32 protein-coding genes are annotated in these 26,267 nt (G+C 66.8%); 23 read left to right on the top strand and 9 right to left on the bottom strand.

All coding sequences use genetic code 11. The annotated features are described in order from the left end of the window. The first annotated feature begins 40 nt into the window (after positions 1-40). Positions 41-751 (top strand): carbonic anhydrase, encoded by a 711-nt coding sequence (locus B6S44_RS28370; protein WP_129160350.1) that lies wholly within the window; start codon positions 41-43, stop codon positions 749-751. A 32-nt stretch (positions 752-783) separates the two neighbouring features. Here the strand turns inward: B6S44_RS28370 and hisA are convergent, their stop codons facing one another. The 4 genes from hisA to hisB are packed head-to-tail and all read right to left on the bottom strand — an operon-like array spanning position 784 to position 3,253. Beyond that, complete coding sequence (gene hisA / locus B6S44_RS28375) at positions 784-1,521, bottom strand: 1-(5-phosphoribosyl)-5-[(5-phosphoribosylamino)methylideneamino]imidazole-4-carboxamide isomerase (protein WP_129160352.1); 738 nt, start codon at positions 1,519-1,521, stop codon at positions 784-786. Then, a complete protein-coding gene (gene hisH, locus B6S44_RS28380) occupies positions 1,509-2,165 on the bottom strand; it encodes an imidazole glycerol phosphate synthase subunit HisH (RefSeq protein ID WP_129160354.1) in 657 nt (218 codons plus the stop codon). Before hisH ends, hisA begins: the two co-directional genes overlap by 13 nt. After that, positions 2,162-2,653 (bottom strand): DUF2628 domain-containing protein, encoded by a 492-nt coding sequence (locus tag B6S44_RS28385; RefSeq protein ID WP_129160356.1) that lies wholly within the window; start codon positions 2,651-2,653, stop codon positions 2,162-2,164. Before B6S44_RS28385 ends, hisH begins: the two co-directional genes overlap by 4 nt. 12 nt (positions 2,654-2,665) lie before the next feature. Next, positions 2,666-3,253 carry an imidazoleglycerol-phosphate dehydratase HisB gene (hisB, locus tag B6S44_RS28390; RefSeq protein WP_129160358.1) on the bottom strand — a complete coding sequence of 196 codons (588 nt, stop codon included), beginning with the start codon at positions 3,251-3,253 and terminating at the stop codon, positions 2,666-2,668. A 141-nt stretch (positions 3,254-3,394) separates the two neighbouring features. Between hisB and B6S44_RS28395 the strand changes: the two genes are divergently transcribed. Continuing rightward, positions 3,395-4,165 carry an isocitrate lyase/PEP mutase family protein gene (locus B6S44_RS28395; protein ID WP_129160360.1) on the top strand — a complete coding sequence of 257 codons (771 nt, stop codon included), beginning with the start codon at positions 3,395-3,397 and terminating at the stop codon, positions 4,163-4,165. On the opposite strand, the gene B6S44_RS28400 is transcribed toward B6S44_RS28395, so the two are convergent. Then, a complete protein-coding gene (locus tag B6S44_RS28400; RefSeq protein WP_206735266.1) occupies positions 4,079-4,606 on the bottom strand; it encodes a hypothetical protein in 528 nt (175 codons plus the stop codon). The genes B6S44_RS28395 and B6S44_RS28400 overlap by 87 nt on opposite strands. Positions 4,607-4,647: 41 nt before the next feature. Between B6S44_RS28400 and hslV the strand changes: the two genes are divergently transcribed. The 18 genes from hslV to B6S44_RS28490 all read left to right on the top strand — a co-directional run bounded on the left by hslV (position 4,648) and on the right by B6S44_RS28490 (position 20,380). Continuing rightward, positions 4,648-5,217 (top strand): ATP-dependent protease subunit HslV, encoded by a 570-nt coding sequence (gene hslV / locus B6S44_RS28405; RefSeq protein ID WP_206735267.1) that lies wholly within the window; start codon positions 4,648-4,650, stop codon positions 5,215-5,217. After that, complete coding sequence (locus B6S44_RS28410; RefSeq protein WP_129160362.1) at positions 5,214-5,714, top strand: GNAT family N-acetyltransferase; 501 nt, start codon at positions 5,214-5,216, stop codon at positions 5,712-5,714. Before hslV ends, B6S44_RS28410 begins: the two co-directional genes overlap by 4 nt. Continuing rightward, the gene (gene hslU, locus B6S44_RS28415; protein WP_129160364.1) at positions 5,714-7,021 is read left to right on the top strand and encodes an ATP-dependent protease ATPase subunit HslU; all 1,308 of its coding nucleotides are present in this window, start codon (positions 5,714-5,716) and stop codon (positions 7,019-7,021) included. Before B6S44_RS28410 ends, hslU begins: the two co-directional genes overlap by 1 nt. A gap of 66 nt (positions 7,022-7,087) precedes the next feature. Further along, the gene (locus B6S44_RS28420; RefSeq protein WP_129160366.1) at positions 7,088-7,342 is read left to right on the top strand and encodes a ribbon-helix-helix domain-containing protein; all 255 of its coding nucleotides are present in this window, start codon (positions 7,088-7,090) and stop codon (positions 7,340-7,342) included. A 6-nt stretch (positions 7,343-7,348) separates the two neighbouring features. Then, positions 7,349-7,663, top strand: coding sequence for a type II toxin-antitoxin system RelE/ParE family toxin (locus B6S44_RS28425; RefSeq protein ID WP_129160368.1), 315 nt, complete (start codon positions 7,349-7,351; stop codon positions 7,661-7,663). A gap of 16 nt (positions 7,664-7,679) precedes the next feature. Then, positions 7,680-9,299, top strand: a complete 1,620-nt coding sequence (murJ, locus tag B6S44_RS28430; RefSeq protein ID WP_164985999.1) for a murein biosynthesis integral membrane protein MurJ — start codon at positions 7,680-7,682, stop codon at positions 9,297-9,299. Between the two features lie 28 nt (positions 9,300-9,327). Beyond that, the gene (trpS, locus tag B6S44_RS28435) at positions 9,328-10,389 is read left to right on the top strand and encodes a tryptophan--tRNA ligase (protein ID WP_129160372.1); all 1,062 of its coding nucleotides are present in this window, start codon (positions 9,328-9,330) and stop codon (positions 10,387-10,389) included. 196 nt (positions 10,390-10,585) lie between these two features. Further along, on the top strand, positions 10,586-11,080 hold the full coding sequence (locus B6S44_RS28440; protein WP_110491809.1) for a universal stress protein: 495 nt from the start codon (positions 10,586-10,588) through the stop codon (positions 11,078-11,080). Positions 11,081-11,227: 147 nt separating this feature from the next. Beyond that, positions 11,228-11,794: a NifU family protein gene (locus B6S44_RS28445; protein ID WP_129160373.1), complete on the top strand. Its 567-nt coding sequence runs from the start codon at positions 11,228-11,230 to the stop codon at positions 11,792-11,794. Positions 11,795-11,860: 66 nt separating this feature from the next. Then, positions 11,861-12,544 carry a tRNA (adenosine(37)-N6)-threonylcarbamoyltransferase complex dimerization subunit type 1 TsaB gene (tsaB, locus tag B6S44_RS28450; protein WP_129160374.1) on the top strand — a complete coding sequence of 228 codons (684 nt, stop codon included), beginning with the start codon at positions 11,861-11,863 and terminating at the stop codon, positions 12,542-12,544. Positions 12,545-12,550: 6 nt separating this feature from the next. Beyond that, on the top strand, positions 12,551-13,048 hold the full coding sequence (locus B6S44_RS28455) for a GNAT family N-acetyltransferase (protein WP_129160375.1): 498 nt from the start codon (positions 12,551-12,553) through the stop codon (positions 13,046-13,048). Positions 13,049-13,144: 96 nt separating this feature from the next. After that, the gene (locus B6S44_RS28460; protein ID WP_129160376.1) at positions 13,145-13,942 is read left to right on the top strand and encodes a lysophospholipid acyltransferase family protein; all 798 of its coding nucleotides are present in this window, start codon (positions 13,145-13,147) and stop codon (positions 13,940-13,942) included. Between the two features lie 126 nt (positions 13,943-14,068). Next, a complete protein-coding gene (gene miaB, locus B6S44_RS28465) occupies positions 14,069-15,424 on the top strand; it encodes a tRNA (N6-isopentenyl adenosine(37)-C2)-methylthiotransferase MiaB (protein WP_129160377.1) in 1,356 nt (451 codons plus the stop codon). Between the two features lie 88 nt (positions 15,425-15,512). Continuing rightward, positions 15,513-16,670: a PhoH family protein gene (locus tag B6S44_RS28470; protein WP_129160378.1), complete on the top strand. Its 1,158-nt coding sequence runs from the start codon at positions 15,513-15,515 to the stop codon at positions 16,668-16,670. 116 nt (positions 16,671-16,786) lie between these two features. Continuing rightward, a complete protein-coding gene (gene ybeY, locus B6S44_RS28475) occupies positions 16,787-17,266 on the top strand; it encodes an rRNA maturation RNase YbeY (RefSeq protein ID WP_248309811.1) in 480 nt (159 codons plus the stop codon). Further along, positions 17,263-18,255, top strand: a complete 993-nt coding sequence (locus B6S44_RS28480) for a hemolysin family protein (protein WP_129160380.1) — start codon at positions 17,263-17,265, stop codon at positions 18,253-18,255. Before ybeY ends, B6S44_RS28480 begins: the two co-directional genes overlap by 4 nt. Then, positions 18,252-19,850 (top strand): apolipoprotein N-acyltransferase, encoded by a 1,599-nt coding sequence (lnt, locus tag B6S44_RS28485; RefSeq protein ID WP_129160381.1) that lies wholly within the window; start codon positions 18,252-18,254, stop codon positions 19,848-19,850. Before B6S44_RS28480 ends, lnt begins: the two co-directional genes overlap by 4 nt. A 110-nt stretch (positions 19,851-19,960) precedes the next feature. After that, positions 19,961-20,380: a helix-turn-helix domain-containing protein gene (locus tag B6S44_RS28490; protein ID WP_129160382.1), complete on the top strand. Its 420-nt coding sequence runs from the start codon at positions 19,961-19,963 to the stop codon at positions 20,378-20,380. A gap of 101 nt (positions 20,381-20,481) precedes the next feature. On the opposite strand, the gene B6S44_RS28495 is transcribed toward B6S44_RS28490, so the two are convergent. The 3 genes from B6S44_RS28495 to B6S44_RS28505 form a co-directional block, all read right to left on the bottom strand. Beyond that, positions 20,482-20,769: a hypothetical protein gene (locus tag B6S44_RS28495; protein ID WP_129160383.1), complete on the bottom strand. Its 288-nt coding sequence runs from the start codon at positions 20,767-20,769 to the stop codon at positions 20,482-20,484. Next, positions 20,762-21,406, bottom strand: a complete 645-nt coding sequence (locus B6S44_RS28500) for an acyl-homoserine-lactone synthase (RefSeq protein WP_129160384.1) — start codon at positions 21,404-21,406, stop codon at positions 20,762-20,764. Before B6S44_RS28500 ends, B6S44_RS28495 begins: the two co-directional genes overlap by 8 nt. 93 nt (positions 21,407-21,499) lie before the next feature. Then, complete coding sequence (locus tag B6S44_RS28505) at positions 21,500-22,231, bottom strand: LuxR family transcriptional regulator (RefSeq protein WP_129160385.1); 732 nt, start codon at positions 22,229-22,231, stop codon at positions 21,500-21,502. Between the two features lie 146 nt (positions 22,232-22,377). Between B6S44_RS28505 and B6S44_RS28510 the strand changes: the two genes are divergently transcribed. From B6S44_RS28510 to trmB, 3 genes are all read left to right on the top strand, one after another. Further along, the gene (locus B6S44_RS28510; protein WP_129160386.1) at positions 22,378-22,791 is read left to right on the top strand and encodes a helix-turn-helix domain-containing protein; all 414 of its coding nucleotides are present in this window, start codon (positions 22,378-22,380) and stop codon (positions 22,789-22,791) included. Positions 22,792-22,948: 157 nt separating this feature from the next. Further along, positions 22,949-24,154: a methionine adenosyltransferase gene (gene metK / locus B6S44_RS28515; protein ID WP_129160387.1), complete on the top strand. Its 1,206-nt coding sequence runs from the start codon at positions 22,949-22,951 to the stop codon at positions 24,152-24,154. Between the two features lie 82 nt (positions 24,155-24,236). Beyond that, positions 24,237-24,932 (top strand): tRNA (guanine(46)-N(7))-methyltransferase TrmB, encoded by a 696-nt coding sequence (gene trmB / locus B6S44_RS28520; RefSeq protein ID WP_129160388.1) that lies wholly within the window; start codon positions 24,237-24,239, stop codon positions 24,930-24,932. Here the strand turns inward: trmB and B6S44_RS28525 are convergent. Beyond that, the gene (locus B6S44_RS28525; RefSeq protein ID WP_129160389.1) at positions 24,880-25,995 is read right to left on the bottom strand and encodes a DUF2336 domain-containing protein; all 1,116 of its coding nucleotides are present in this window, start codon (positions 25,993-25,995) and stop codon (positions 24,880-24,882) included. The genes trmB and B6S44_RS28525 overlap by 53 nt on opposite strands. Positions 25,996-26,267 lie beyond the last annotated feature (272 nt).

Here is a 26,267-nt window from a genome sequence, read left to right on the forward strand (position 1 = left end):
TGCGCCGGAACACATCCTGCCCCCTGCGAGGATTGCAACGATGTGCGATCACTGTGTCTCGGCCGCCGGCAAGACCGGGCTCTCGCGCCGCGGGCTGTTTGCGGCCGGCGCCGGCCTGGCCCTGGCTGGCGCGCTGCCTGCGCCCGTGCGGGCGCAATCGACCGCGGTCGGCGCCGATGAAGCTCTGAAGCGACTGGTGGACGGCAATGCCCGCTATGTCGCGGGCACTCTGAACGAGCGCGACTTCTCGGCCGGCCGGGCAGCGCGCGCCGCCTCGCAGGCTCCCTTCGCCTCGATCCTGAGCTGCGCCGATTCGCGCATCGCGCCGGAACTCGCCTTCGACCAGGGGCCCGGCCAACTCTTCGTCACCCGCGTCGCCGGCAACTTCGTCAACGAAGACGTGCTGGCGAGCCTCGAGTACGGCGCGCAGGTGCTGGGCTCGCAGCTCATCCTGGTCCTCGGCCACAGCAATTGCGGCGCCGTCTCGGCCACGATCAATGTCGTCAAGGAGAAGACGCAGCTGCCGGGGCACCTGCCCGCGCTGATCAACGCAATCAGGCCGGCCGTGCTCGCGGCGCAGAAAGAAGGGGCTGCCGATCTGCTGAAGGCGGCGACCATCGCCAATGTCCGGCTCAACGTCGCCAAGCTGAGGAAGGCCACGCCGATCCTGTCGCAGCGTCTGGCGCAGAAGCAGCTTTCCGTGGTCGGCGGCATCTACGATCTGGCAACCGGCAAGGTCGAGCTGGCCTAGCTGCTTTGACCATGCTGGCTGGCGGCCTTCGCTCAGGCCGCCGCGAGCCTCGCCAATGCCGCTGCCGGGTCGATCCGGCCGTCATAGAGGGCGCGGCCGGTGATCGCGCCTTCGAGGATCGCCGCGTCGGGCGCCATGAGCCGCTCGATATCGGCCATTGAAGCGAGGCCGCCCGAGGCGATCACCGGGATCGAGAGCGCATGCGCCAGCGCGATCGTGCCGTCCCAGTTGATGCCCTGGAGCATGCCGTCGCGGGCGATGTCGGTGTAGACGATCGCGGCGACGCCGGCGTCCTCGAAGCGCCGGCCGAGATCGTCGGCAGCCAATGCCGAAGTCTCGGCCCAGCCTTCGACCGCGACGAAGCCGTCGCGCGCGTCGATGCCGACCGCAACCTTGCCCGGAAAGGCCTTGGCCGCCTCGCGCACGAAGCCGGGATCGCGCACCGCCGCCGTGCCGATGATGACGCGAGCGACGCCCTTGGCGAGCCAGCCCTCGACGGTCTTCATATCGCGGATGCCGCCGCCGAGCTGCACGGGAAAGCGGACGCGCTGCAAGATCGCCTCGACGGCGGCCGCGTTCATCGGCTTGCCGGCAAAGGCACCGTCGAGATCGACGACGTGCAGCCACTTAAAGCCCTGTGTCTCGAAGGTCGCGGCCTGAGCGGCGGGATCGTCGTTGAAGATCGTCGCCTGCTCCATGTCGCCCTGCTTGAGGCGCACGCACCGGCCTTCCTTCAGGTCGATCGCAGGAAAGAGGATCACGGCGCCCACCTCAGGAAATTGCCGATCAGCTTCAGGCCGAGCTTCTGGCTCTTCTCCGGGTGGAACTGCGTGCCGGCGATGTTGCCCTTTGCCACGATCGCGGTGACCGGGCCGCCATAATCGGTCAGCGCCAGCACCTCCTGCGGGTTCTCGGCGGTCAGTGCATAGGAGTGGACGAAATAGGCGTGCCAGCCGGACGGACCGGTCTCGATGCCTTCGAGCAGCGGATGCTCGTCCTGCGGATGCAGCGTGTTCCAGCCCATATGCGGGATCTTCAGGGCGTCGTCCTGCGGCCGGATCAGCGCGACGTCGCCGGCGATCCAGCCGAGGCCTTGGGTTGTGACGTATTCGAGCCCACGGCTCGCCATCAATTGCATGCCGACGCAGATGCCGAGGAAGGGCCGGCCCTTGCCCCGCACCGTCTCCTCCAGCGCCTCGACCATGCCGGGGACGGCGTCGAGCCCGCGCCGGCAATCGGCGAAGGCGCCGACACCGGGCAAGACGATGCGGTCGGCCGCACGGACTTCGGTGGGATCGCTGGTGACGCGGATGGTCGAGGAAATGCCGGCTTCGCTGGCGGCGCGCTCGAAGGCCTTGGCGGCCGAATGCAGATTGCCCGAGCCGTAATCGACGATGGCGACAGTCTGGCTCATCGTCCGTTCGCCTCGGGAAAGAGGCCGATCACCGGCGCGGGGCCGGCTGCGAAGCGGGTGGGAGCTTGAGCCAACGGCGCCTCGACGACGCGCGATGGCGTGACAGCCGGCAACGCCCGCTCGAAAAAGCGGCGCTCGGCGCTGGAGAGGTCGGGCGCCTCGACCACATCGACCAGCCGCCAGCCCTTCCGCAACAGCTTGCGCGCGACCAGGTTCTGGCCCTCGAGACCGAGGAAAACTGCAAGGGCGGTATGCGAGAGCATCACCGCGAGAAAGGAAAAGCCCATCTGACGCTGGAGATAGATCAACCCAGCCCAGATCAGGGCGTAAACGATGAAGGCGAGCCAGAGCCGTTTGAACAGCAGCCAGAAGCCGCCGAAGATCAGGGCGGGCCAGGTGAAACTCTCCGGCAAGAGACGGGCCTGCTCGATCTCCTCGCGCAAGCCTCCCGCATCCGGCGGCGGGATCAGAGCCTGATAGAACGCCATGGCAGCGATCCCTTACAATGCGCCCTTGGTCGAGGGCACGCGGCCGCCCTCGCGCGGATCGACCTCGATCGCCCTGCGCAGCGCCCGCGCCAGGCCCTTGAAGCAGCTCTCGGCGATATGGTGGGCATTATCGCCATAGAGCGTCTCGACATGCAGCGTGATGCCCGCATTCATGGCGAAAGCCTGGAAGAACTCGCGCACCAGCTCGGTATCGAACGTCCCGATCTTTTCCGCCTTGAACTGCGTGCGGAAGACCAGGAAGGGCCGGCCGGAGACGTCGATCGCGACGCGGGTCAGCGTCTCGTCCATCGGCAGGTGGACGTCGGCATAGCGGCGGATGCCCTTCTTGTCGCCGAGCGCCTGCTTCAGCGCCTCGCCAAGCGCGATGCCGGCATCCTCGACCGAGTGATGGTCGTCGATATGGGTGTCGCCCTTCACGCTGACGGTGGTGTCGATCAGCGAATGGCGGGCGAAGAGATCGAGCATATGGTCGAAAAAGCCGACCCCGGTCGAAACCTCGGCTTTGCCCGTGCCGTCGAGCACGAGCCTGACCGCGATATCGGTCTCGTTGGTGCGGCGCTTCACTTCGCCAGAACGCATGATCGTCTCTGTCGCTCGCGGAATTTCGCGTCGCTTTAGCAGGCGACCGGCCGGAAGGCCATGGCGATCGAGGCGGGCCTGCTGACAGAAGGCGACTGCAGGGTCCGCTACGAGCGGCGCGCCGAGGCAAGGAGAGGTTCGATGACACAGGCTGACAAAGCAGGCCAGCTCGCCGCACTTCATGTCAAAGGCCGACCGCTGGTCCTCTACAATATCTGGGATGCCGGCAGCGCCCGCTCGGCCGCCAAGGCCGGCAGCCAGGCGATCGCCACCGGGAGCTGGTCGATGGCGGCGGCCCATGGCTTCGACGACGGCGAGGCGATCCCGCTCGACCTCATCGAGACGATCGTCGGCCGCATCGCCTCCGCCGTCGAGCTGCCGTTGACCGTCGATTTCGAAGGCGGCTACGCGAAAGACCCGGACGGCGTCGCGAAGAATGCGGCACGGATCATCAAAGCGGGCGCGGTCGGTCTGAACTTCGAGGACCAGATCGTCGGGACTGGTGCGCTCTATGCCATCGCCGACCAGGCGCAGCGGATCAAGGCGATCCGGAGCGCGGCGGATAGTCTCGGTATCGCCGTGTTCATCAACGCCCGGACGGATCTTTTCCTGCTGGAGGCTGACAAGACGCGCCACCCGGACCTGATCGATGCGGCGATCGAGCGGGCGCTGGCCTATCAGCAGGCCGGCTGCAGCGGCTTCTTCATTCCCGGACTGCTCGACGAGAGTGGCATCGCGGCGATCTGTGATGCGCTGACGCTTCCCGTGAACGTAATGGTGATGGGTGGCGCGCCCGAGCGCGAGACCCTGATCGGGCTCGGCGTGTCACGGATCAGCTACGGCCCCGGACCCTATCTGGCGGCGCAGGCCCGTTTCGTCGAGCAGTGTGCCGCCGGCCTGGCGGGCGCCTGACGGCGGAGGCCCGAAGCGCGCCAAAAACGCCTGCGCCCGCGGCATCGCGTCGTGGAGGAACTGACCGGGCTCGCGCAGCCACAGCCCGTCATATCGCTGCGACTTGGCGTTGGAGATCAGCACATCCTGCGGCAGGGGCACTAGTGTGCCATCCCAACCCGGCCACCAGAGCCGGCCCTTGGCCCAATGATGCGCGATCAGGGCCTCGTCACGGCGATAGCCGTGAAAGTCGAAGGCCGTCTTACCATCCGTGACGAAGACATGGTTTCCGGTGAAGCCCTCGGCCGGCCTGATCCAGACGGCGTGGAAACCATGCTCCGGATAGGCCTCCAGGAAGGCGTAGGCGAGGATGTGGCAGGCACCGCAGGCGAAGAAGACCCGCTCGGACAGATTCCAGCGTTTGACCGGGTCGCTCTTGATACCGGGCTTCAGCCTGAACATGTTGGCGGTTCCTGACTGCCATTGATCGAGATCGAATCGCGATGTCCGAGACTAGCAATGCCCCCGTCATGCACGCGACCACCATCCTGATGGTGCGCAAGGGCGGCCGTGTCGTGATCGGTGGCGACGGCCAGGTCTCGCTCGGCCCGACGATCATGAAGGGCAATGCGAAGAAGGTCCGCCGCCTCGCCAAGGGCGCGGTGATCGCCGGTTTTGCCGGCGCGACCGCCGACGCCTTCACGCTGTTCGAGCGGCTGGAAGCCAAGCTGGAGCAGTTCCCGACGCAATTGCTGCGCGCCTGCGTCGAGCTCGCCAAGGACTGGCGCACCGACCGCTATCTGCGCCGGCTGGAAGCAATGCTGCTCGTCGCCGACAAGGAGGTCTCACTGCTGATCTCCGGCACCGGTGACGTACTCGAGCCGGAAGCTTCCGAGCATGGCTCGGTGATGGCGATCGGCTCAGGCGGCAATTACGCGCTCGCCGCGGCCCGCGCTCTGGTCGATGTCGAGGCCGATGCCGAGACGATCGTGCGGAAAGCGATGAAGATCGCCGGCGACATCTGCGTCTACACCAATCACTCGCTCGTCATCGAGACCCTGGAGAGCGCATGAATTTCGTCGCCGACGGCTATGCTTTCGCGCCCGCGACGCCCGACGATTTTCCGCTGCTGGCGCGCTGGCTCGAACAGGACCATGTCCGGCGCTGGTGGGGCGATCCCGACGAGGAACTCGCCGAGATCGCGCGCATCTTCGGCGATCCGAGCATGGAGGCGCTGATCGTCAGCCATGACGGGCGCCCCTTCGCTCACCAGCAGAGCTGGGATCCCGCGCTCTGGCCGGATTATCCGCTGCAGGACCAGCCGGCTGGCACGCGCGGCATCGACCAGTTCATCGGCGAGGCCGACATGCTCGGCCAGGGCCATGGCACGCGCTTCATCGGAGCCTTTGCCCGCCATTTGCTCGCGCAGGGTGCGCCGCGGGTGGTGATCGACCCCGATCCGGAGAATACCGCCGCGATCCGTGCCTATGAGAAGGCCGGCTTCATGGCCCTCGATATCCGCGAGACCGGCGACGGTCCCGCGCTGATCATGATCCAGGAACCTGTTTGATGACGTCGTTTTCTCCCCGCGAGATCGTCTCCGAGCTCGACCGCTTCATCGTCGGCCAGAATGACGCCAAGCGCGCCGTCGCGATCGCGCTGCGCAATCGCTGGCGGCGGCAGCAGCTCGAGGGCCCGCTGCGCGAGGAAGTCGCGCCGAAGAATATCCTGATGATCGGGCCGACCGGTTGCGGCAAGACCGAGATCGCCCGTCGCCTCGCCAAGCTGGCGAATGCGCCCTTCCTCAAGGTCGAGGCGACCAAGTTCACCGAGGTCGGCTATGTCGGCCGCGACGTCGAATCGATCGTGCGCGATCTGGTCGAGGTCGCGATCGGGCTGGTGCGCGAGAGCCGGCGCAAGGATGTCCAGGCCAAGGCGCATGTCGCCGCGGAGGAGCGCGTGCTCGACGCGCTGGTCGGGCCGACGGCGAGCGCAACCACGCGCGACGCCTTCCGCCGCAAGCTGCGCGCCAACGAGCTCGACGACAAGGAGATCGAGATCGAGGTTGCCTCGGGCGGCTCCACCCAGCCGATGTTTGAGGTGCCGGGCATGCCCGGCGCCTCAATCGGTGCAATCAACCTTTCCGACATGTTCGGCAAGGCCTTCGGCCAGAAGGGCAAGCCCCGGCGCGTCCAGGTCAAGGACGCCTATGGCCCGCTCCTCGCCGAGGAGAGCGACAAGCTGATCGACCAGGATGCGATCATCCAGGCGGCGATCCGCGAGGTCGAGAACAGCGGCATCGTCTTCCTCGACGAGATCGACAAGATCTGCGCCCGGGAAGGCCGTGGCGGCGCCGACGTCTCGCGCGAGGGCGTGCAGCGCGACCTGCTGCCATTGATCGAGGGCACCACGGTCGCGACCAAGCACGGGCCGGTGAAGAGCGACCACATCCTCTTCATCGCGTCTGGCGCCTTCCATGTCTCGAAGCCGTCCGACCTGCTACCGGAATTGCAAGGGCGCCTGCCGATCCGGGTCGAGCTCTCGCCGCTCGACGTCGAGGACTTCAAGCGCATCCTGACCGAGACCGAGGCGAGCCTGATCAAGCAGTCCGTGGCGATGCTGGCGACCGAGCAGGTCGCGATCGACTTCACACCGGATGCGATCGCGGCGATCGCGCGCATCGCGGTCGAGGTCAATTCGACCGTCGAGAACATCGGCGCGCGCCGGCTCCAGACCGTGATCGAGCGCATCCTCGATGAGATCTCGTTCACCGCGACCGACCGTGGCGGCGAGAGCGTGACGATCGATGCGGCCTATGTCGAAGCGCGCATCGGCGATCTGGCGCGGAACGCGGATTTGAGCCGGTTCATTCTGTAAGGCGACGCGGCCGCGCACTGGATTTTGTCTTCATTCTTGTGCATGTTGAAGACAAGGAGCGAGCCAATGCCACGCACCACCACCATGACTGTCCGGCTCAGCGGCCCGCTCAGCGATTTCGTCGCCGAGAATGTCGGGCCGGACGGCGACTATGAGAATGTCAGCGAATATGTCCGCGACCTCATCCGCCGCGACAAGGAACAGGCGGAGCGCGTGACCTTCGAACGGCTGAAGGCTGAGTTGCAACGTGCCTTCGCTGCCCCTGATTCCGCCTATCGGCCGCTCACTGCGGCCGAAGTGATCGCGCGCAACGAAGCCTGACGGCCCATGGCCGAGATCCGCATTCAGGAAGCGGCGTCGCACCGCCTCGACGAGATCTATCGTTACACGCGTGAGCGCTGGGGCAAGGAGCAGGCGCAACGCTATATCGAAGGCCTGTTCGAAACGTTCAGCCGAATCGAAACGCATGCGGTGATGTCGCGTCCGGTTCCGGCCGAATTCGGCGTCGACGGCTTCATGGTGCGCCATGAGCGCCATGTCATCTATTGGCGCCGGCTGGCGAATGACGACATCGGTATCGTCACGATCCTGCACCAGCGCATGCACCAGATCGACCGCCTTCGTGAGGACCTCGGGCTGTGACCGGGGACGAGCGGTCATGAGCGGCGCGTCTTCCCAGCCACCCTCCCGCCTCGCCCGCGATTCCCTCATTGTCGGCGCGGCGACGATCCTGTCACGCCTGCTCGGCTTTGCCCGCGACGTTTTGATCGCCCGCCTGCTCGGCACCGGCCCCGTGGCGGATGCTTTCCTGGCCGCGTTGAGGCTACCAAACCTCGTCCGGCGCGTGCTCGGCGAAGGCGGGCTGAACGCGCCCTTCGTGCCGCTCTACCTCGCCATCAAGACCGAGCGCGGCGAGGAGGCCGCGAAACGCTTCGCCGGCGCGGCAGCGAGCCAGCTTGGCCTGCTATTGATCGGGTTCGTCGTCCTCGCGGAGATTTTTGCGCCCTGGGTCGTGCTTGGGCTCGCCGGTGGCTTCGCCGAGGAACCGCAGACGCTGGCGCTCGCCGCCTTCTACACGCGGCTTATGCTGCCCTTCGTACTGCTGACCACGCTCGCCGCCCTGCTAGCTGCGCTGCTCAATGCCGAAGGCCGCTTCACCGTGGCGGCGCTGGCGCCGGCACTGATGAATGCGATCTTGCTTGCAGCGCTGCTGATGGAGCTCTTCCGTGGCAGCGACAGCCATGCCAGCGCGACATTGCTCGCCGCCTGCCTCAGCCTGACTGGGCTCGCCCATCTGGCGATGATCCTGTGGCGCTTGCGGGGCATCGGCCTGCCACGCCCCAGCCTGCGCTGGTCGCCGGACATGACGCGGCTGGTCAAGACCGGTGGGGCGACGCTGCTGGCCGCTTCCGCCGCACAGCTTGTCCTGCTGGTTTCGACGCAGATCGCCTCGACCGAACCCGGCTCCGTCTCGGCCTTGTACTACGCCGACCGCGTCTTCCAGCTGCCGCTCTCGTTTTTCGGCGTCGCCATGGGCACGGTCGTGCTCTCTGCCATGGCGGGTGAGCGATCGCAGGCTGATCACGACGCCCTGCTTGGCCGGGCGCTGGCGCTCGGGCTGGCGCTGGCGGTCCCCGCCGCGACGGCTCTGTTCGTGCTGGCCGAGCCGATCGTCTCGGTGCTGTTCGAGAACGGGCAGTTCGGCGTTGCCGATCGCCAGCGCACCGCTGCTGCCCTCGCGGCCTTCGCGCTCGGATTGCCCTTCGCGCTTGCTGCCAAGGTTTTCGGGCAGGTTTATTTCGTTCGCCGACAGCCGCGGTTGCCGCTGATCGCCGGTTTCGCCGCGGTCGCCATCGCGGCACTGGCCGGGTTCCTCCTGCTCGACTGGCGCAATGCCGCGATTATCGGCGCTCTTGCCGCGAGCCTCGCTTTCATCGTCCAAGCCGGGCTGCTCGCAATCGATCTCCTGCGAACCGGGCTGTGGCGGCCGCGCTGGGCGGATGCAAGGACGATCCTTGCGATCCTGCTGGCCACCGCGCTCATGGTGCTGGTGCTGAACGTCGCGACCGGACCGCTCCTTCCTGCTTTGAACCCGGGCGAGCCGGTATTGCGGCGGGCCGGCGCACTGGCGCTCCTATGTTGCGCAGGCGCCGCGACTTACGCCGCCGCAGGCTTCATGCTGGGTGCCTTCGACGCAGTCCTGCCGCCACGGCTCTTGCGCCTTCGCGGCGCTTCCGTCAGAACGCCGCGTTCCGGAGCGGATCGCCCCCGGCTCTAAGATTTTTCGCCCTGACGACGGAGCGCCCATGGCCGCTTTCTCTCCCCGCGTCTTCTCCGGCATGCAGCCGACCTCGACGCTCCATCTCGGCAATTATCTCGGCGCGCTGGTGAACTGGGTCGCGATGCAGAAGACCCATGACTGCATCTATTGCGTCGTCGACATGCACGCGATCACGCAGGGCTTCGACGTCTGGGGCGGCCCGGCCGAACTGACCCGCGCCACGCGCGAGGTCGCGGCCGCCTATATCGCCGCCGGCGTCGATCCGAAGAAGAGCATCATCTTCAACCAGAGCCAGGTCGCCTGCCATGCCGAGCTCACCTGGGTGTTCAACACGGTCGCGCGCCTCGGCTGGCTCAACCGCATGACCCAGTTCAAGGAGAAGGCCGGCAAGGACCGCGAGAACGCCTCGATCGGGCTCTACGACTATCCCGTGCTGATGGCGGCCGACATCCTGCTCTACAAGGCGACGCACGTCCCGGTCGGCGAGGACCAGAAGCAGCATCTTGAGCTGACCCGCGACATCGCCCAGAAGTTCAACAACGACTTCGCCGAGCAGATCGGCAAGCTCGGGCTCGGGACCGGCGAGCTCGGCTTCTTCCCGCTGCCGGAGCCGATGATCCAGGGGCCGGCGCCACGCGTGATGAGCCTGCGCGACGGCACCAAGAAGATGTCGAAATCGGATCCGTCCGATTATTCGCGCATCAACCTGACCGATGACGCCGACATGATCGCCCAGAAAATCCGGAAAGCGAAGACCGATCCCGAAGCGCTGCCCTCGGAGGAGAAGGGGCTGGTGGGCCGGGCCGAGGCCGAAAACCTGGTCGGCATCTATGCCGGCCTCGCCGAGCAGACCAAGGCCCAGGTTCTGGCCGAGTTCGGCGGCAGCCAGTTTTCCGGCTTCAAGGCGGCTCTGGTCGAACTCGCCGTCGCCAAGCTCGCGCCGATTGCCGAGGAGATGCGCCGCCTGCTGGCCGACCCCAGCCATATCGACGGCATTCTCAGCGACGGTGCCGACAGCGCCGCCGCAATCGCCGCTCCGATCATGCGCGACGTCAAGGACATCACCGGTTTCGTCCGCCGGCGCTGATCCGGCAGGTGACGCGGGAAGGCTTGCGCTGACCTTGCGACGCCTGTCACCATGAGACGTCCTGAAATCGGCGGGCATGTTCCGCAAAAGTGGGGACCGCTTTTGCGATGAGAACATGCCCTGACCCTAGAGTGGGCGCGAATTCTGATCGATCGACAGATACCGGTCGATCGGAAAGCGCGCCGAGGCGATAGCAATGGTCAAGAGACGGCGGTCCTACGAGACGGGCCATCGCCCGAAATTCCTCGCTGTCGTCGACGACAGTCCCGAATGCGCCAAGGCTGTGCGCTTTGCGGCGCGGCGCTGCGCCCGCCTCGGCGCGTCGATCGTACTGCTCGGCGTGGTGACCCCGCCGCCGGATGAGACCTGGCTCGGCGTCGGCGACATGGTGCAAGCCGACGCTGAAGCCGAAGCGGAGGAACTGATCGACGTGGCAGCCGCCGCCGTGCGCTCGCTCGCCGGGCTGGAGCCCGAAAAAGTCGTGCGTACCGGCATCAAGGCCGACGAGATGGTCAAGCTGATCGAGGCGGACGAGGACATCTCGCTGCTGGTGCTCGCCGCCGGCACCGGCCGCGATGGGCCCGGCCCGCTCGTCAGCGCGCTCGCGGGCAAGGGCGCCGGCAGCTTCCCTATCCCGGTCGCGATCGTGCCCGGCCATCTCGCCGACGAGGAGATTGACGCGCTGGCCTGATGGATGCTGTCGAGTTGCCGCATGTCCTGACGGCGAACCGGTTTCCACTTCGCCTGGACATGCTCCACCGCTGGAATGATTCCAGCTGTAGGCCTATATCGGTGTCAGGAACGGCGGCCTTGACCCGCCGGCGCCGGAGACAAAGACATGTTCATCCAGACCGAAGCGACACCCAATCCCGCCACGTTGAAATTCCTGCCCGGCCGCAGCGTCTCGCCGCAAGGCCCGGTCGAATTGCGCGACCCGGCCCTCGCCGAGCGCTCGCCGCTCGCCACCCGCCTGTTCGGCGTCAAGGGCGTCTCCGCCGTGTTCTTCGGCTCGGACTTCATCACCGTGACCAAGGCCGAGGGCGAGTGGCCGCATCTCAAGCCCGCCATCCTCGGCGCGATCATGGAACATTACATGTCGGGCGCGCCGCTGATGAGCGAGGGCGCCCCGACCGACGAACTCGCCGAGAGCGAGGAGGAGTTCTTCGCCGACGAGGACGCCGCGACCGTCGAGACGATCAAGGAACTGCTCGAGACCCGCATCCGCCCGGCGGTCGCCGGCGATGGCGGCGACATCACCTTCCGCGGCTACAAGGACGGCACGGTCTACCTCGTTATGAAGGGCTCATGCTCGGGCTGCCCCTCCTCGACCGCGACGCTGAAGCACGGCATCCAGAACCTGCTGCGCCATTTCCTGCCGCAGGTTCGCGAGGTCGAGGCGGTTTGATCACCGTCAGATTCAGGGCATGACACTGGCAAATAGCCGCACCGCAATCGTCCGGACCCAGCCCTGATGCGCATTCTCGCGATAGACACCGCGCTCGGCGCCTGTTCGGCTTGCGTCCTCGACGCCGGCGAGCTTGCTCCGGTGGCAATCGAGCAGACCGCCATGGAGCGCGGCCATGCCGAGGCGCTGATGCCGATGATCGAGCGCGTCATGGGCAAGGCGGAAGGCGGCTTCTCCTCGCTCGACCGCGTCGCCGTGACCATCGGCCCTGGGAGCTATACCGGCCTGCGCGTCGGCATCAGCGCCGCCCGGGCGATCGCGCTCGCTGCCGGCATCCCCGCAGTCGGCATTTCGACGCTAGCTGCGAGTGCAGCGCCCTTCATCGGCCGCGAGGGCGGACGCGTCGTCGCCGCTGCGGTCGATGCCAGGCACGGCCAAGTCTGGTTCCAAGCGCTGAATGCGCACGGCAAGCAGCTGGTTTCGATTCGCCAGGTCAACCATCGCGACGCTGCCCGCGCCATCGGAGCGGGTCCGGTTTCGCTGGTCGGCTCGGCCGCGCTCGCCGTCGCCAACGAGGCCTGGGCGATCGGGCTCGACGCATTGGTCGTCGACGATGCCAGGGCGCCGGACGTGATCTGGGTGGCCCGGCTCGGTCTGATCGCCGATCCCGAGAGCGCGCCGCCACGCCCGCTCTACCTTAAGGCGCCGGAAACGACGCCGCAGGACCGCGCCCGGCTGCCGCGGCGCTAGACCACGATGAGCTGGCTCCAATCCCTGTTCAGGCGCCGGCCAGCGACGGGTCGGACCGGGCCGCTCGACGTCCGTCATGCCAGGCAGGTCGCAGCCCTGCACCATCAGGGTGGCTTCGCGAGGCACTGGGACCCCAGTGAATGCGCGGCGCTGCTCGCCGACCGCGCGGTCGTCAGCGAGGGTGTGTTCACCGGCAGTGCCAGCGAGCCCTGCGGCTTCGTGATGTCGCGGATCGCAGCCGACGAAGCAGAAATCCTCAGCATCGTCGTCGGCGGCGCCAGGCGCCGATCCGGACTCGGGCAGGCGCTGCTCGCCGCCCATCTGGCGCAGTTGGCGGCGCGTGGCACGACACGGCTCTTCCTCGAGGTCGAGGAGGGCAATGCGCCGGCGATCGCCCTCTATCGCCGGCTGGGCTTCGAGACCGTCGGTCGCCGCGAGGGCTATTATCCGAAGCCGGACGGCAGCCGCACCGCCGCGCTGGTCATGCGGCGCGATCTCGGTTGAGTCTCCTCGCGCCGGCGGCGTAGACGGCCGTCAGAGGTGCGACTATAGCCGGTGCCGCACTAGCGGGGCGCCAACGCAGAGAATGAACGGCTCAGCATGAAAGGCCTCCGTCCCGGCGCCATGGTTCGGCTCGCGCTGCTTGTCCTCGGCACGCTCATCCTGATTCCGCCGCAGCTCGTCGCAATGCGCCTCGGGCGGCCGTTCTATTTCACCCGCTTGTTCCAGAAACTGGGCTGCCGCTGCTTCGGCGTGCGCATCAGCACGCGCGGTGCGGCTCCGCCGACCGGACAGGGCGGGTTGATCGTCGCCAACCACACTTCCTGGCTCGACATCCCCGTCATCGGCACGACCGGTCCGCTCTCCTTCGTCGCCAAGGCCGAGGTCGCGACCTGGCCGGTAGTCGGCTGGCTCTCGACGCTGCAGCGCACCGTCTTCATCGACCGGATGCGCCGCGGCGCCACTGCCGGCGTCGCCAGCGAGATGGGCCGCCGCCTACAGGACGGGCAGTGTGTCGTGCTTTTCGCCGAAGGCACCACCGGCGACGGGACACGCGTCCTGCCGCTTCGCTCCTCGCTGCTCGGGGCAGCTCACGAAGCCGTGCGCGGTGCCGACGAGGCCGAGACCACGGTCTATCCGCTCTGCGTCACCTATACGGGTTTTCACGGGCTGCGCGGCGGGCGGGCCGAGCGCTCGGCGCTATCCTGGTACGGCGACACCGAACTCGCGCCGCATTTCCAGGCGATGATCAATTCCGGCGCCATCGATGTCGAGCTCGCCTGGGGCGAGCCAATTCGGATGGGCCGCAAGCTCTCGCGCAAGGAGGCGACCCGCCTCGCCGAGATTTCGATCCGGCGGGCGCGTCAGGAGGCCGTCACCGGCCGGTCACGCACCTGAGCCAGATTCGCATCGGCTGCGGACTGTTGCGGCCCGGATATTGCGTAGTTGCGAGCGGCGGCGATATGATTCCCATCCTTGCGGCGGTTGGGATAAGGAGACGCGGTTGAGGCCGGATCAGCGTTGATGAAGAAAGTCCACATCAAGTCCTATGGCTGCCAGATGAACGTCTATGATGGCCAGCGCATGGCCGACGTCCTCGGTCAGCAGGGCTATGTCGAGACTGCGACGCCTGATGATGCCGACCTCATCCTGCTCAACACCTGCCATATCCGCGAGCGGGCGGCGCACAAGGTCTATACCGAACTCGGCAAGCTGCGCGACCTCAAGCGCGAGCGGAAGGCGCAGGGGCGCGAGACCACGCTCGTCGTCGCCGGCTGCGTCGCGCAGGCGGAAGGGGCCGAGATCCAGCGGCGCCAGCCAGCGGTCGACCTCGTCATCGGCCCGCAGACCTATCACCGCCTGCCGGCGCTGCTCGCACAGGCAAAGAGCGGCCGCGTCGTCGACACCGATTTGCCGCCCGAGGACAAGTTCGGCCATTTGCCGGCGCCCAAGCCGGCGGTGATCCTGGCGCGCGGCATCTCGGCCTTCGTCACCGTGCAGGAAGGCTGCGACAAGTTCTGCGCCTTCTGCGTCGTGCCCTATACCCGCGGCGCCGAGTTTTCTCGTCCCGTCACGCAGGTGATCGCCGAGGTCAAGCGGCTGGCGGAAGCCGGCGTGCAGGACGTCTCGCTGCTCGGCCAAAACGTCAACGCCTATCATGGCGAGGGGCCGGATGGCGGCGTCTGGACCCTGGCGCGATTGATGCACCGCATCGCCGAGGTGCCGGGCATCGCACGCATCCGCTACACCACCAGCCACCCGCGCGACATGGACGACGAGCTGATCGCCAGCCATCGCGACCTGCCGCAGGTGATGCCGTTCCTGCATCTGCCGGTACAGGCGGGCTCCGACCGGGTCCTCGCAGCGATGAACCGCAAGCATACCGGCGACGAGTATCGCCGGCTGATCGACAGGATCCGCGCCGCGCGGCCGGATATTGCGCTTTCCTCCGACTTCATCGTCGGCTTCCCAGGCGAGAGCGATGCGGATTTCGAGGAGACGCTGCGGCTGATCGCCGATGTGCGCTTCGCCTCGGCCTATTCGTTCAAGTACTCGCCGCGCCCCGGAACGCCTGCGGCCGAGCTCGCCGAGCAGATCCCGCTCGCCGTGATGGACGAGCGGCTGCACCGGTTGCAGGCGCTGGTCGAGGACCACCGGCAGGCCTTCAACCACGCCATGGTCGGGCGCACGGTCGAAATCCTGATCGAGCGCACAGGCCGGCATCCCGGCCAGCTCGCCGGCAAGACGCCCTATATGCAGGCCGTGCAGATCGAAAGCACGACACATCGTATCGGTGACCGCATCATGGTGGAGATCGAGCGCGCCGGGTCGAATTCGCTGTTCGGCCGCGCTGTCGAGCGGCCGGACCTGGCCGCCTGAGAGAGTTGGGTTACGTAGCGTACGATGGCGTCGGCGTTGCGATGATTGCTTCTGACTGCGCCTGTCCGACTCATTCCGAATGGAGACAATGGCTTTGGCCCAGGCCGATCAATTCAACCCGAGAGCCGAGCGCGGCGCACGCCGCGACGAGCCGCTGACGCGCGAGGGTCTGCCCGGCGCCGAGGTCGAGCTCACCTTCGACAACAACCAGACCGCTGGCCTGGTCTTCGGGCATTACGACCAGAATCTGGCGCATCTGGAGCGCCGTCTCGGTATCGTCGTCAGCCCGAACGGCAATCACGTCACCATCAAGGGCCCGCGCGAGACCGCCGAGCAGGCGAGCCGCGTGCTGCGGACCCTCTATGCCCGCGCCAAGACCGGTGCCGCCGTCAATCTCGGTGAGGTCGACGGCGCGATCGAGGAGAGCAATGTGCAGCGCTCGCTCTTTCCCTCCGACAATGCCGGCAAGGCCGCCTTCGACGCGGTGGTGACACGCAAGCGCGGGCCGGTTCGGGCCCGCAACGCGGCGCAGGATGCTTATCTGCGCCAGCTCAAGCGCCATGAGCTCGTGCTCGCCGAGGGCCCGGCCGGCACCGGCAAGACCTGGCTCGCGGTCGGCCATGCCGTCTCGCTGATCGAGCAGGGCGTGGTCGAGCGCATGGTGCTGTCGCGGCCCGCCGTCGAGGCCGGCGAGCGGCTCGGCTTCCTGCCCGGCGACATGCGCGAGAAGGTCGATCCCTATCTGCGGCCGATCTACGATGCGCTCAACGACTTCATGGAGCCACGCCATGTCGAGCGCGCTTTGCAGACCGGCATGATCGAGATCGCCCCGCTCGCCTTCATGCGCGGGCGGACGCTGACCAACGCCGTCGTGCTGCTCGACGAGGCGCAGAATGCCACCTCGGTGCAGATGAAGATGTTCCTCACCCGCCTGGGCGAGGGCTCGCGGATGATCATCACCGGCGATCCGTCGCAGGTCGACCTGCCGCCGGGCCAGCGCTCGGGCCTGGTCGAAGCGGTCAGGCTCCTGTCCGGCGTCGAGGGGGTCGGGCACGCCCGCTTCGAAGAAGGCGACGTGGTGCGCCACGAGCTCGTGCGCCGCATCGTCATGGCCTATGAGGACGCCTCCCGAAGGGAGCGCGACGAGCGCGAAGCCCGCCTCGCCGCCTTGCCTGCACCGGACGCGCCTGTCGAGGGCGATGCCGACGGGCTGAAGCGCATGCTGTCGCGGGAGCGTCCGCGATGAAGGACCGACCTCGATCGCGGCGCGCGGCGCCGCGAACCGGGACATCGGAGCCCGCCATAAGCGGGCCTTCGCTCGATATCCGTACCCAGTCGCGACGCTGGCGCGAGGTCGCGGACTTGCGGCCTCGTATCGTCGCCGCCGTCGAGGCCGGGCTGGCGCTCGCCCCGGTCAAGACCTTGCCGGGAGCGGAGCTCAGCCTGCTCCTGACCGACGATAAGCGCATCCGCATCGTCAACCGCGACTGGCGGGGCTTCGACAAGGCGACCAACGTGCTCTCCTTTCCGGCTGCGCCGCCGGAGAAGATCGCCGCAAGCCCGGTCATCGGCGACATCGTGCTCGCCTTCGAGACGGTCGCCCGCGAGGCTGAAGCCGAGGAGAAGTCCTTCGGCGATCATCTCAGCCATCTCGTGATCCACGGCCTGCTGCACCTTCTCGGCGAAGACCACGAGACCGAGGATCAGGCCGAGCGCATGGAGTCGCTCGAAACCGCGGCGCTCGCCCGGCTCGGCATCGCCGACCCCTATGCCGGCTCGGACCCGGAACCCATGCAGCCCCGTCCAGCGGCCAAGAACCCGGAAACCCAAACAGCGCCATGAGCGACGAGTCTCGATCCTCCTCACCGTCGGAGCCAAGCGGCCGCGGCTTGTCACACTGGCTCGGCCAGTTCCTCGACAAGCTCGGCCTGCGCCAAGGCGGCTCGATCCGCGAGGACATCACCGAGGCGCTGGCGCAGAACAGCGGCCAGATCACCGACCTCTCCCCGCAAGAGCGGGCGATGCTCTCCAACGTGCTGAGCCTGCGCGAGCGCCGCGTCGCCGACGTGATGGTGCCGCGCGCCGACATCATCGCCGTCTCGTCGGAGGCGACGCTCGGCGACCTGCTCGCGCTATTCCGCACCGCCGGCCATTCGCGGCTGCCGGTCTATGGCGAGACGCTCGACGACCCGCGCGGAATGATCCACATCCGCGACTTCCTCGATTTCATCGCCGCCCGAGCCAAGTCGGGCCGGCGCGCGCGCGGTGAGGCGGAGGTCAATGCTGGGCCGAGCCTGGGGGCCATCGACCTGTCGATGACGCTGGCCCAGGCCAAGATTCTGCGGCCGGTGCTTTATGTCCCGCCCTCGATGCCGGCGGTCGATCTCCTGGTCAGGATGCAGGCGACGCGCACCCATATCGCCCTGGTGATCGACGAATATGGCGGCACCGACGGGCTGATCTCGATCGAGGACCTGGTCGAGATCGTCGTCGGCGACATCGAGGACGAGCACGACCTCGACGAAGCCCCGGCGATCGCGCCCGCCGGCGAGAACCGCTTCATCGCCGATGCTCGCGCTACGCTCGACGAGCTGAAGCAGGCGACGGGGATCGATCTGTCGAGCGCCGAGGTCGCCGAAGAGGTCGATACGCTCGGCGGGCTGATCGTGACCCTGGCCGGCCGCGTTCCAGTGCGGGGCGAATTGATCCAGGGGCCCGAGGAGCTCGAATTCGAGGTGCTCGACGCCGATCCGCGCCGGGTCAAGCGCCTGCGCATCCATCGCCGAGACCCGGTCACCGCCGAACCGCCAGCAACGCCGGACGCCGCATGACAAGCCTGCCGGCGCTGGCCGACCGTGCCATCCTCGCCTGGGGCTGGCCGCGCAGACTGATTGCGCTTCTTTGCGGGGCCTGTGGAGCGCTAGCGCTGGCGCCGCTCGACCTCTGGCCGCTGATGGCCGTGCCGATGACGGCCGCAATCTGGCTGATCGACGGCTCCGTCGCGGAAAGCCGTCGCGGTCGCCTCTGGGCGGCTGCCACGGCGGGCTGGTGGTGGGGCTTCGGCTATCACCTCGCCGGCTTGTGGTGGCTCGGCGCCGCCTTCCTGGTCGAGGCCGACAAATTCGCCTGGGCGATGCCGCTCGGCGTCGTGGCGCTGCCCGCCTTCCTGGCGCTCTTCCCGGCATTCGGCTTCATGCTGGCGCGTGCGATCTGGCCCACCGGGGCCGGCCGCATCTTGGTATTGGCCGCCGTGCTGGCCCTGAGCGAATGGCTGCGCGGCCATATCCTCACCGGCTTCCCCTGGAACGTCTACGGCATGATGCTGGCCGGACCGACCTGGTTCGCCCAGAGCGCCAGCCTGATCGGGCTCTACGGACTGACGGCGCTCGCGGTCGCGATCGGCGCGGCGCCGGCAGTGCTCGGCACCGGCGAGGGCGGAGGGGCGCGCTGGCGGGCTCCGGCGCTGGCGGCCCTGGCGCTCGCCGCCATGGCCGGCTTGGGCGCCTGGCGGGTTCCCGGCGAGCCGGTCGCGGCGGTCAGCGGTGTGAAGCTGCGCCTGATGCAGCCGAACCTGCCGCAGGACGCCAAGTTCAGCCCACGCAACAGCGAGATGATCCTGTCGCACTACCTCGCTCTGAGCGATCGCGCGACCAGCCCGGCGACGACCGGCGTGCAGGACGCCACGCATCTGATCTGGCCCGAATCGGCCTTCCCTTTCCTGCTCGGGCGCACACCGCAGGCACTGGCACGGATCGCTGCGCTGCTGCCGCCGAACGCGACGCTGATCACGGGCGCCGCCCGCGCCGGCGAGACCCTGCCGGGCGAGAGCCGGCCGCCGATCTACAATTCGATCCAGGTGGTGAATGACGAGGGGGTGATCACCGGCAGCTACGACAAGGTGCATCTCGTCCCCTTCGGCGAATACCTGCCGCCCGTCCTCGAACGGCTGATCCGCACCGTGGGCCTGTCGGAGTTCGTCTCGGTTCCCGGCGGCTTCGCCTCGGGCAGCCGGCGCACGCCGTTGGCAATCCGCGGCCTGCCGCCCGCTGCGGCGCTGATCTGCTACGAGGTGATCTTTCCGGGCGAGGCGATGCCGAGCGGTCCACGGCCGGGCTTCATCCTCAACCTGACCAATGATGGCTGGTTTGGGCAGACGAGCGGGCCCTATCAGCATCTCGCCCAGGCGCGCCTGCGCACCATCGAGGAAGGGCTGCCGCTGGTACGCGTCGCCAATACCGGAATCTCGGCGGTCCTCGATCACTATGGGCGAATCCGCGCGGCCCTGCCCCTCGGCGAGACGGGCGTCCTCGACACCTCACTGCCGCGGGCAGGGCCGGCTACGCCCTATTCACGCTTCGGCGACCTTTTCTTCGCAGGTGTAGTTGCCAGCTTAATGCTCGCTGGAGTATTAATGCGACGACGGTGATCCCATTTGGAACTTTCTTACGGGAAGACCGCCGAATGGTCGGTGGCGCCTGGCCTTCAATAGGCCGCCGACAGGTCTGGACGAAGAAAAACTAAGGGGACCGGCGAGCCATGTTGAAGAAAGTACCCAACCCGATCGATCGTCATGTCGGCAGCCGCGTCCGGATGCGTCGCATGCTTGCCGGCGTCAGCCAGGAAAGGCTCGGGGAAGCGCTCGGCCTGACCTTCCAGCAGGTGCAGAAGTACGAGAAGGGCACCAACCGGATCAGCGCCAGCCGTCTGCAGCAGATCTCGAAGATGCTGGGCGTTCCTGTTGCCTTCTTCTTCGACGGCGCTCCGAACGACGATACCATGGAAAGCGGCTTCGCCGATGCGTCGGCCACGACCTATGTCGCCGATTTCCTCGCCACCAGCGAGGGCGTGCAGCTGACCAAGGCTTTCGTGCGCATCAAGAACCCGCGCGTGCGCCGCCGGATCGTCGATCTGGTCGATTCGCTCGCCGACCTCCCGGCCGAGACCATCGAGCAATAGCACTCGGTTACTCGGAACGCGGTAGCGGACCGGTCAGGCTGGGAGGACCTGACCGGCAAATCTGCCTTGCATATGCGGATGAGAATTGTTCTCGCGCCGCTTCAGTGCAGAACCGGCGCCGCCTCCTGAGTCAGAACAAGCGTGCTCCGACTGATCCGCTGTAGCTGTGGATTGGGATTCACCAGCAGGAAATCCCGGAGCTTCACCTGATCCGGCCCCGACATTGAGAGGATCTGGACCGCAAGCCAGAGCTCGTCCGGCAAGTCCATGCGGTAGGCGACATCCACCAGCTCCTGATGCATCGGTTGGTTACGAAGCAGGTTTGTGAGTAGTCCCAGCGCGTATTCGATCTTGGCGCGGCTGCTGTCGGCATCGTGCTGACTAGCCATGCGGAATCCTCCGCTCACCCGGAGCCCGCTTTGCTTCGCGGCGTGGCTGGATCACCGGTGCAGCAATATCCTTGAACGCAAGCGTGCGACGGTACGCCTCTTCGCTCACAGTGATGATCGTGCCGACGCAGCTCATGCCGTCGATCATCGCCGGCAGGCCGAGCGGCCGGACCTCCCAGCCCAGCTCCAGAAAGCGCGGCATCCACCAGGTTTCCATCACGACCGTGATCGCGGCGACGTCGTTGGCGAGGCAATGCTCGAACATGCCGGCCAGAACGGTGTGCAGGACCTTGCTGTCGGCGCCGCGCCGGTCCGGCACGACGAAGATGCGCGTCCACTCGACGATGTCGCTGCCGCGTTGAAGCCCGCGCACATCGGCCAGAAACGGGAACACATCTGCCATCAGATGCGGGGACAGCGTCGGAACCAGCCGCGTGCCGCCGATCACGCGCCCGTTCTCGAGCGCGAGCAGATAAGTCGCATCCTCGTTGTCGAATTGGTCGATCTCCCGACCATCGGGCCGTTCGAGCGCCATCCATTTGCGCTCGCCGACATAGATCTGGTGCCGAATCCTGAAATGCTGCTCGATTTCTGCCCCGTAGAGATGCCGATTGCCGGCATCGACAATATGGATCATTGCCGCCTTCCCTCCCTTGAAGGAGTGCAGGCTGCCGCCTTTTTCTAGGGCTGGGTATTCCGGAATCCCGGAAGAATGCGGTCGGATTTCAGTTCAGATGCTGATTTCGCCGCGGCGGTAGGCTTCGATGACCGTGCGCGTGCGCCCGCGGACACCGAGCTTCCTGGCGGCGTTCTCGAAATGTGCTTCTGCGGTCCCCGGCGAAACACCGAGGCGTTCCGCGACGCCCTCGGTCGTCTTGCCGGTCGCAAACCAGGTCAGGACCTCGCGCTCGCGGACGGTCAGGACGTGATCGAGCCGCGCCGGTCGCAAGCAATCCGCCGCCTTGCCATGCGCGTAGATCGACATCAGGTGGATGGCCGAGCGGGCCTGGCGCGACAGGTCGGGCCGATCGCCCGCCATGGTGACGACGGCCTGGAAGCCCGCTTCACCATGGATCGGAACACAGAAGCCTTCGATCATGTTGAAGTCGCGCGCCCGATGCATCACCTCGCGCTGCCGAGAGGATGCTTCATCTTCGTGATAAACGTCGCCCCAGGCGAAGGGATCGATCGTTGTCTTGCAATAGGCCGCGATCGGATCCCAGTCCGAGAAAGACTTCTCCAGATAGAGCTCGAACCAGCCCGGCGGCCAGCCATTGAGGAGGACGAGCGGATCGATCCGGTCCCCGATCTCCGGTAGTCCGGTGATCAGGAAGGCGTGGAAGCCATAGCCTGCGAGCTTGTCGCGCAGGGCGGCGACGACCGTGGTCGGATCGGTGAGGCCGCTCAGCCGGTCGATGAAATCGAGCGCGTCCCGTCCCGCGTTGAAATGCCGTCCCGACATGTCCCGCCTTCCCTGACGATGCCAGCTTCGGCCCAGAGCGGCCAAGAATCAACGCATACCAACGAATACCCGTCTATTTCCTTCAAGGGGCGGCGGTAGACGCGCGATCGGAAGTGCGATTGACTGTGTGACGAGGTGAACGGCCCATGCTGAAGAAACTCCCGAACCCGATCGATCGCCATGTCGGCAGCCGTGTGCGCATGCAACGCATGCTGGCGGGAATCAGCCAGGAGAAACTCGGCGATGCGCTCGGCCTGACCTTTCAGCAGGTGCAGAAATACGAGAAGGGCACCAATAGAATCAGTGCCAGCCGACTGCAGCAGATCGCCAAGATGCTGGGCGTGCCCGTCGCCTTCTTTTTCGAGGGTGCCCCAGCCGGAGAGGCGATAGCAGGCGGCTTCACCGACACTGCCGCTACTGCCTATGTCGCGGACTTCCTGGCCACGAGCGAGGGCATACAGCTGTCGAAGGCGTTTGTGCGCATCAAGAGCCCGCGCGTACGTCGACGGGTCATCGACCTGGTCGAAGCTCTGGCACATGACTCCGAGGAAATTGCCTGATTCCGCCTTTTTTTGTTCGCCTCGACGAACAAAATGTCGATGAAAAGAATTTCTTGCCTTGACGGCGAACCTTTCCGCTGCAAAAGACGCTGCGCTTTTTATTTGCACCCGGCGATCCGTCGGCGTCGCATCGCAGCCTGGGAAGGATCCCCCACCCGTGTCCCGCCAGAACTATCTCTTCACCAGCGAATCCGTCTCCGAAGGCCATCCGGACAAGGTCTGCGACCGGATCTCCGACGAGATCGTCGATCTGTTCTTCAAGGAAGCGATCAAGGCGGGGCATGATCCGGCGCAGGTGCGCGTCGCCGCCGAGACGCTCGCGACCACCAATCGCATCGTTGTCGCCGGCGAGGTCCGCACCCATCTCGACGAGAAGCAGATCAAGTCGAAGGTGAAGTCGGCGGCGCGCAAGGCGGTCCGCACCATCGGCTACGAGCAGGACGGCTTTCACTGGAAGAAGGCGAAGATCGACGTGCTGCTGCATCCGCAGTCGGCCGACATCGCTCAGGGTGTCGACGAGGCAAGCAACAAGGACGTCGGCGCCGGCGACCAGGGCATCATGTTCGGCTATGCCTGCCGCGAGACCCCGGAGCTGCTGCCGGCTCCGATCTACTACGCCCACAAGATCCTCGAGGTCCTCGCCAAAGCCCGCCATGCCGGCGAGGGCGCAGCGGCCAAGCTCGGCCCCGACGCCAAGAGCCAGGTCACGGTCAAGTACGAGAACGGCAAGCCGGTCGGCGTCACCCAGATCGTGCTCTCGACCCAGCACCTCGACGAGACGCTCTCATCGGCCGATGTCCGCAAGATCGTCGAGCCCTATATCCGGCAGACCCTGCCCGATGGATGGATCTCGAAGGACACTGTCTGGCACGTCAACCCAACCGGCAAGTTTGTGATCGGCGGCCCTGACGGTGACGCCGGCCTGACCGGCCGCAAGATCATCGTCGACACCTATGGCGGCGCAGCTCCCCATGGCGGCGGCGCCTTCTCGGGCAAGGATCCGACCAAGGTCGACCGCTCGGCGGCTTACGCGGCGCGCTATCTCGCCAAGAACGTCGTCGCAGCCAAGCTCGCCGATCGCTGCACGATCCAGCTCGCCTATGCGATCGGCGTCGCCGAACCGCTGTCGATCTATGTCGACCTGCACGGCACCGGCAAGGTCGAGGAAGCCAAGCTCGAAGCCGTGCTCGGCAAGGTCATGGACCTGACGCCGCGCGGCATCCGCACCCATCTGGCCCTCAACAAGCCGATCTACGCCAAGTCGGCAGCCTATGGCCATTTCGGCCGCAAGGCCGGCCGCGACGGCAGCTTCTCCTGGGAGAAGACCGATCTGGTCGATGCGCTGAAGAAGGCCGTCGCCTGATCCAGCCGTCACCGCACGAATCGAGGCCGGGGCAACACCCCGGCCTTTTTCTTTTGGCCCGCGCGCCGTAAAGGCGTCCCTCATGACAACAGACCAGCACGATTCAGAGCGGGCCTTCTTCGGCCGGCGCAAGGGCAAGGGGCTGCGCCAGGGCCAGGCCGAGCGCATCGCCGAGACCCTGCCGGCGCTTCGCCTGCCCGAAGGACCGATCCTCGACCTGAAGGCGCTTTTCCCCGTTCCCGTCGAGGCTGTCCGACTTGAGATCGGCTTCGGCGGCGGCGAGCATCTCCTGTCGCGCATGCGGGAGAGTCCGCAGATCGGCTTCATCGGCGTCGAGCCCTTCGTCAACGGCATGGCCAAGTTCCTGGCCGTGATCGAACAGGAGGGTCTGCGCAACATCCGGCTCTGGGACGGCGATGCCGCACTGCTCCTGCCGCTGCTACCGGCCGGGAGCATCGACGCGGCTGATCTGCTCTATCCGGATCCGTGGCCCAAGCGCCGTCAGCGCAAGCGCCGCTTCGTCTCGGAGCGGACACTGGCGCTGCTCGCCAGGGTGCTGCGGCCGGGTGGCCGCTTCCGCTTCGCCAGCGATATCGACGACTATGTCGGCTGGACGCTGGCGCGGCTCATCGCTTCGCCCGATTTCGATTGGGCTGACGAGAGCGCCGAGGACTGGCGCCGGCCCTATCCCGGCTGGGTCCGCACGCGCTACGAGGCCAAGGCGGTCAAGGCCGGGCGGGTGCCGAGCTATCTGACTGCGCACCGTCGCGCATCCTGAGGAAGCCGAGCACGCGCTGGGCCGTCGTCGGCGTGAGGTTGCGGAAGCTCTGACGGGCCCGCTCAAGCAATGCCGCCGACTTGCCATCACCCTTGCGCAGGCCGATCAGCGCCTTGGTCGTCTCCCAGGACCAGCCCATGCCGCGCGAGACCAGCAGGACGGCGTCGCGATCCGGGCCGAACACGATCTGCTCGGTCGCCGGCAGGGTCAGGCGAGCCAGAGTGGCGACGCCGCAAATGGCATGCTCCACCGCGCCGGACGTCGCATATTGCGCGATCACGGATTCGTCGAGCTTGGCGGCCTCGTCGAGGGCCTTGACGTCGGCCAGTGCTTTACCGAACCGGCCGAGCTCGTCCCCGATGGTCGCCTGGACCGAGACCGCCTCGGCACCGCGTTCGACCGCGCCGGCGACCGCACCCGCCAGGGCCGGTTCAAGCGAGGCTTCGAGCCGGCGGCGGACCGACGTCTTGGCCGCAGCCATCAGCTGCTCGGCGAGATCGGCCGGAATATCGGCGCGGGCGCCGAGCGTCGCCTGCAGGGCATCGTCCTGAGCAGCCCGCATGACCAAGACGCCCATGCCATGCCGAGAGAAGCGGGCGCTCTGGTTGGCAGCGACCGCATGCGTCACGACACGACCGCCCCGCAGGATCAGGAAATCGGTGACCGGCTCGCCGAGATCGGGGCGCTCGGTGATGGCGAGCATGTGGTCGCGCCCCTTCGCCGCCGCGACGGCGACGAGATCATGGTCACTGAGGCGGGGCGAGCCGACGAGAACCGGTCGGGCGACCGCGATCTCGTCGAGGGCGAGCTGGCGGACGACGCCGCTCGGCGCATTGGGGACGGGTGCCAGCCGCTCAGCCAGTTCGATGCGCGCCCTGATCTCAATCGCACGCGCGAGGCGGCCAATGACCACATCGAAGACGCCGACCTGGTCCTCGCCCATATTTTCGGCCGTGCTAAGGAAAAGATCCGTCAGCCGCGCCAGGATCGCGGCGCGCTCGCTGTTCGAGCCCCGCGCCATCGTCGTCTCGAGATCGCGCAGCAATGTACCGACAGGACTCATCACGCAACCTCGCGACACACCATCCCCCTGTCGTAACAGCGAAGAATGACCAGTGGGTTAGCGGGATCGCCGCAATCGCGGAGACGCTTGCAAGATCGTCGAAACAGGACTAGATAGCGGCCAACAGCTCTGGTTTCGGTGTAAGCCGGCGATCAAGAGCGGGCCCACCGGCCCGCTCTTTTTTATTGGCCGAACCCTTCCACGAGCCTGGAGCCGGATCCAATCAGGTTGGAACAATCTGATTGGCGAATCCGCCGCTAAACTTTTTGCTA

The organism is Allobosea sp. Tri-44, assembly GCF_004123845.1.
In the GTDB taxonomy this organism is placed as follows: Bacteria; Pseudomonadota; Alphaproteobacteria; order Rhizobiales; family Beijerinckiaceae; genus Allobosea.

Coding starts and splice junctions, on each gene's coding strand:
- B6S44_RS28470 (WP_129160378.1), top strand. CDS start 15,513: ATGGCTTTGGCCCAGGCCGATCAATTCAACCCGAGAGCCGAGCGCGGC.
- hisB (WP_129160358.1), bottom strand. CDS start 3,253: ATGCGTTCTGGCGAAGTGAAGCGCCGCACCAACGAGACCGATATCGCG.
- B6S44_RS28495 (WP_129160383.1), bottom strand. CDS start 20,769: ATGGCTAGTCAGCACGATGCCGACAGCAGCCGCGCCAAGATCGAATAC.
- miaB (WP_129160377.1), top strand. CDS start 14,069: ATGAAGAAAGTCCACATCAAGTCCTATGGCTGCCAGATGAACGTCTAT.
- hisH (WP_129160354.1), bottom strand. CDS start 2,165: ATGAGCCAGACTGTCGCCATCGTCGATTACGGCTCGGGCAATCTGCAT.
- tsaB (WP_129160374.1), top strand. CDS start 11,861: ATGCGCATTCTCGCGATAGACACCGCGCTCGGCGCCTGTTCGGCTTGC.
- B6S44_RS28420 (WP_129160366.1), top strand. CDS start 7,088: ATGCCACGCACCACCACCATGACTGTCCGGCTCAGCGGCCCGCTCAGC.
- B6S44_RS28445 (WP_129160373.1), top strand. CDS start 11,228: ATGTTCATCCAGACCGAAGCGACACCCAATCCCGCCACGTTGAAATTC.
- B6S44_RS28400 (WP_206735266.1), bottom strand. CDS start 4,606: ATGTTCAGGCTGAAGCCCGGTATCAAGAGCGACCCGGTCAAACGCTGG.
- B6S44_RS28480 (WP_129160380.1), top strand. CDS start 17,263: ATGAGCGACGAGTCTCGATCCTCCTCACCGTCGGAGCCAAGCGGCCGC.
- murJ (WP_164985999.1), top strand. CDS start 7,680: ATGAGCGGCGCGTCTTCCCAGCCACCCTCCCGCCTCGCCCGCGATTCC.
- B6S44_RS28455 (WP_129160375.1), top strand. CDS start 12,551: ATGAGCTGGCTCCAATCCCTGTTCAGGCGCCGGCCAGCGACGGGTCGG.
- B6S44_RS28505 (WP_129160385.1), bottom strand. CDS start 22,231: ATGTCGGGACGGCATTTCAACGCGGGACGGGACGCGCTCGATTTCATC.
- B6S44_RS28500 (WP_129160384.1), bottom strand. CDS start 21,406: ATGATCCATATTGTCGATGCCGGCAATCGGCATCTCTACGGGGCAGAA.
- trmB (WP_129160388.1), top strand. CDS start 24,237: ATGACAACAGACCAGCACGATTCAGAGCGGGCCTTCTTCGGCCGGCGC.
- B6S44_RS28490 (WP_129160382.1), top strand. CDS start 19,961: ATGTTGAAGAAAGTACCCAACCCGATCGATCGTCATGTCGGCAGCCGC.
- trpS (WP_129160372.1), top strand. CDS start 9,328: ATGGCCGCTTTCTCTCCCCGCGTCTTCTCCGGCATGCAGCCGACCTCG.
- B6S44_RS28525 (WP_129160389.1), bottom strand. CDS start 25,995: ATGAGTCCTGTCGGTACATTGCTGCGCGATCTCGAGACGACGATGGCG.
- B6S44_RS28460 (WP_129160376.1), top strand. CDS start 13,145: ATGAAAGGCCTCCGTCCCGGCGCCATGGTTCGGCTCGCGCTGCTTGTC.
- hslU (WP_129160364.1), top strand. CDS start 5,714: ATGACGTCGTTTTCTCCCCGCGAGATCGTCTCCGAGCTCGACCGCTTC.
- B6S44_RS28510 (WP_129160386.1), top strand. CDS start 22,378: ATGCTGAAGAAACTCCCGAACCCGATCGATCGCCATGTCGGCAGCCGT.
- B6S44_RS28410 (WP_129160362.1), top strand. CDS start 5,214: ATGAATTTCGTCGCCGACGGCTATGCTTTCGCGCCCGCGACGCCCGAC.
- B6S44_RS28370 (WP_129160350.1), top strand. CDS start 41: ATGTGCGATCACTGTGTCTCGGCCGCCGGCAAGACCGGGCTCTCGCGC.
- B6S44_RS28385 (WP_129160356.1), bottom strand. CDS start 2,653: ATGGCGTTCTATCAGGCTCTGATCCCGCCGCCGGATGCGGGAGGCTTG.
- B6S44_RS28425 (WP_129160368.1), top strand. CDS start 7,349: ATGGCCGAGATCCGCATTCAGGAAGCGGCGTCGCACCGCCTCGACGAG.
- B6S44_RS28395 (WP_129160360.1), top strand. CDS start 3,395: ATGACACAGGCTGACAAAGCAGGCCAGCTCGCCGCACTTCATGTCAAA.
- lnt (WP_129160381.1), top strand. CDS start 18,252: ATGACAAGCCTGCCGGCGCTGGCCGACCGTGCCATCCTCGCCTGGGGC.
- B6S44_RS28440 (WP_110491809.1), top strand. CDS start 10,586: ATGGTCAAGAGACGGCGGTCCTACGAGACGGGCCATCGCCCGAAATTC.
- hslV (WP_206735267.1), top strand. CDS start 4,648: ATGTCCGAGACTAGCAATGCCCCCGTCATGCACGCGACCACCATCCTG.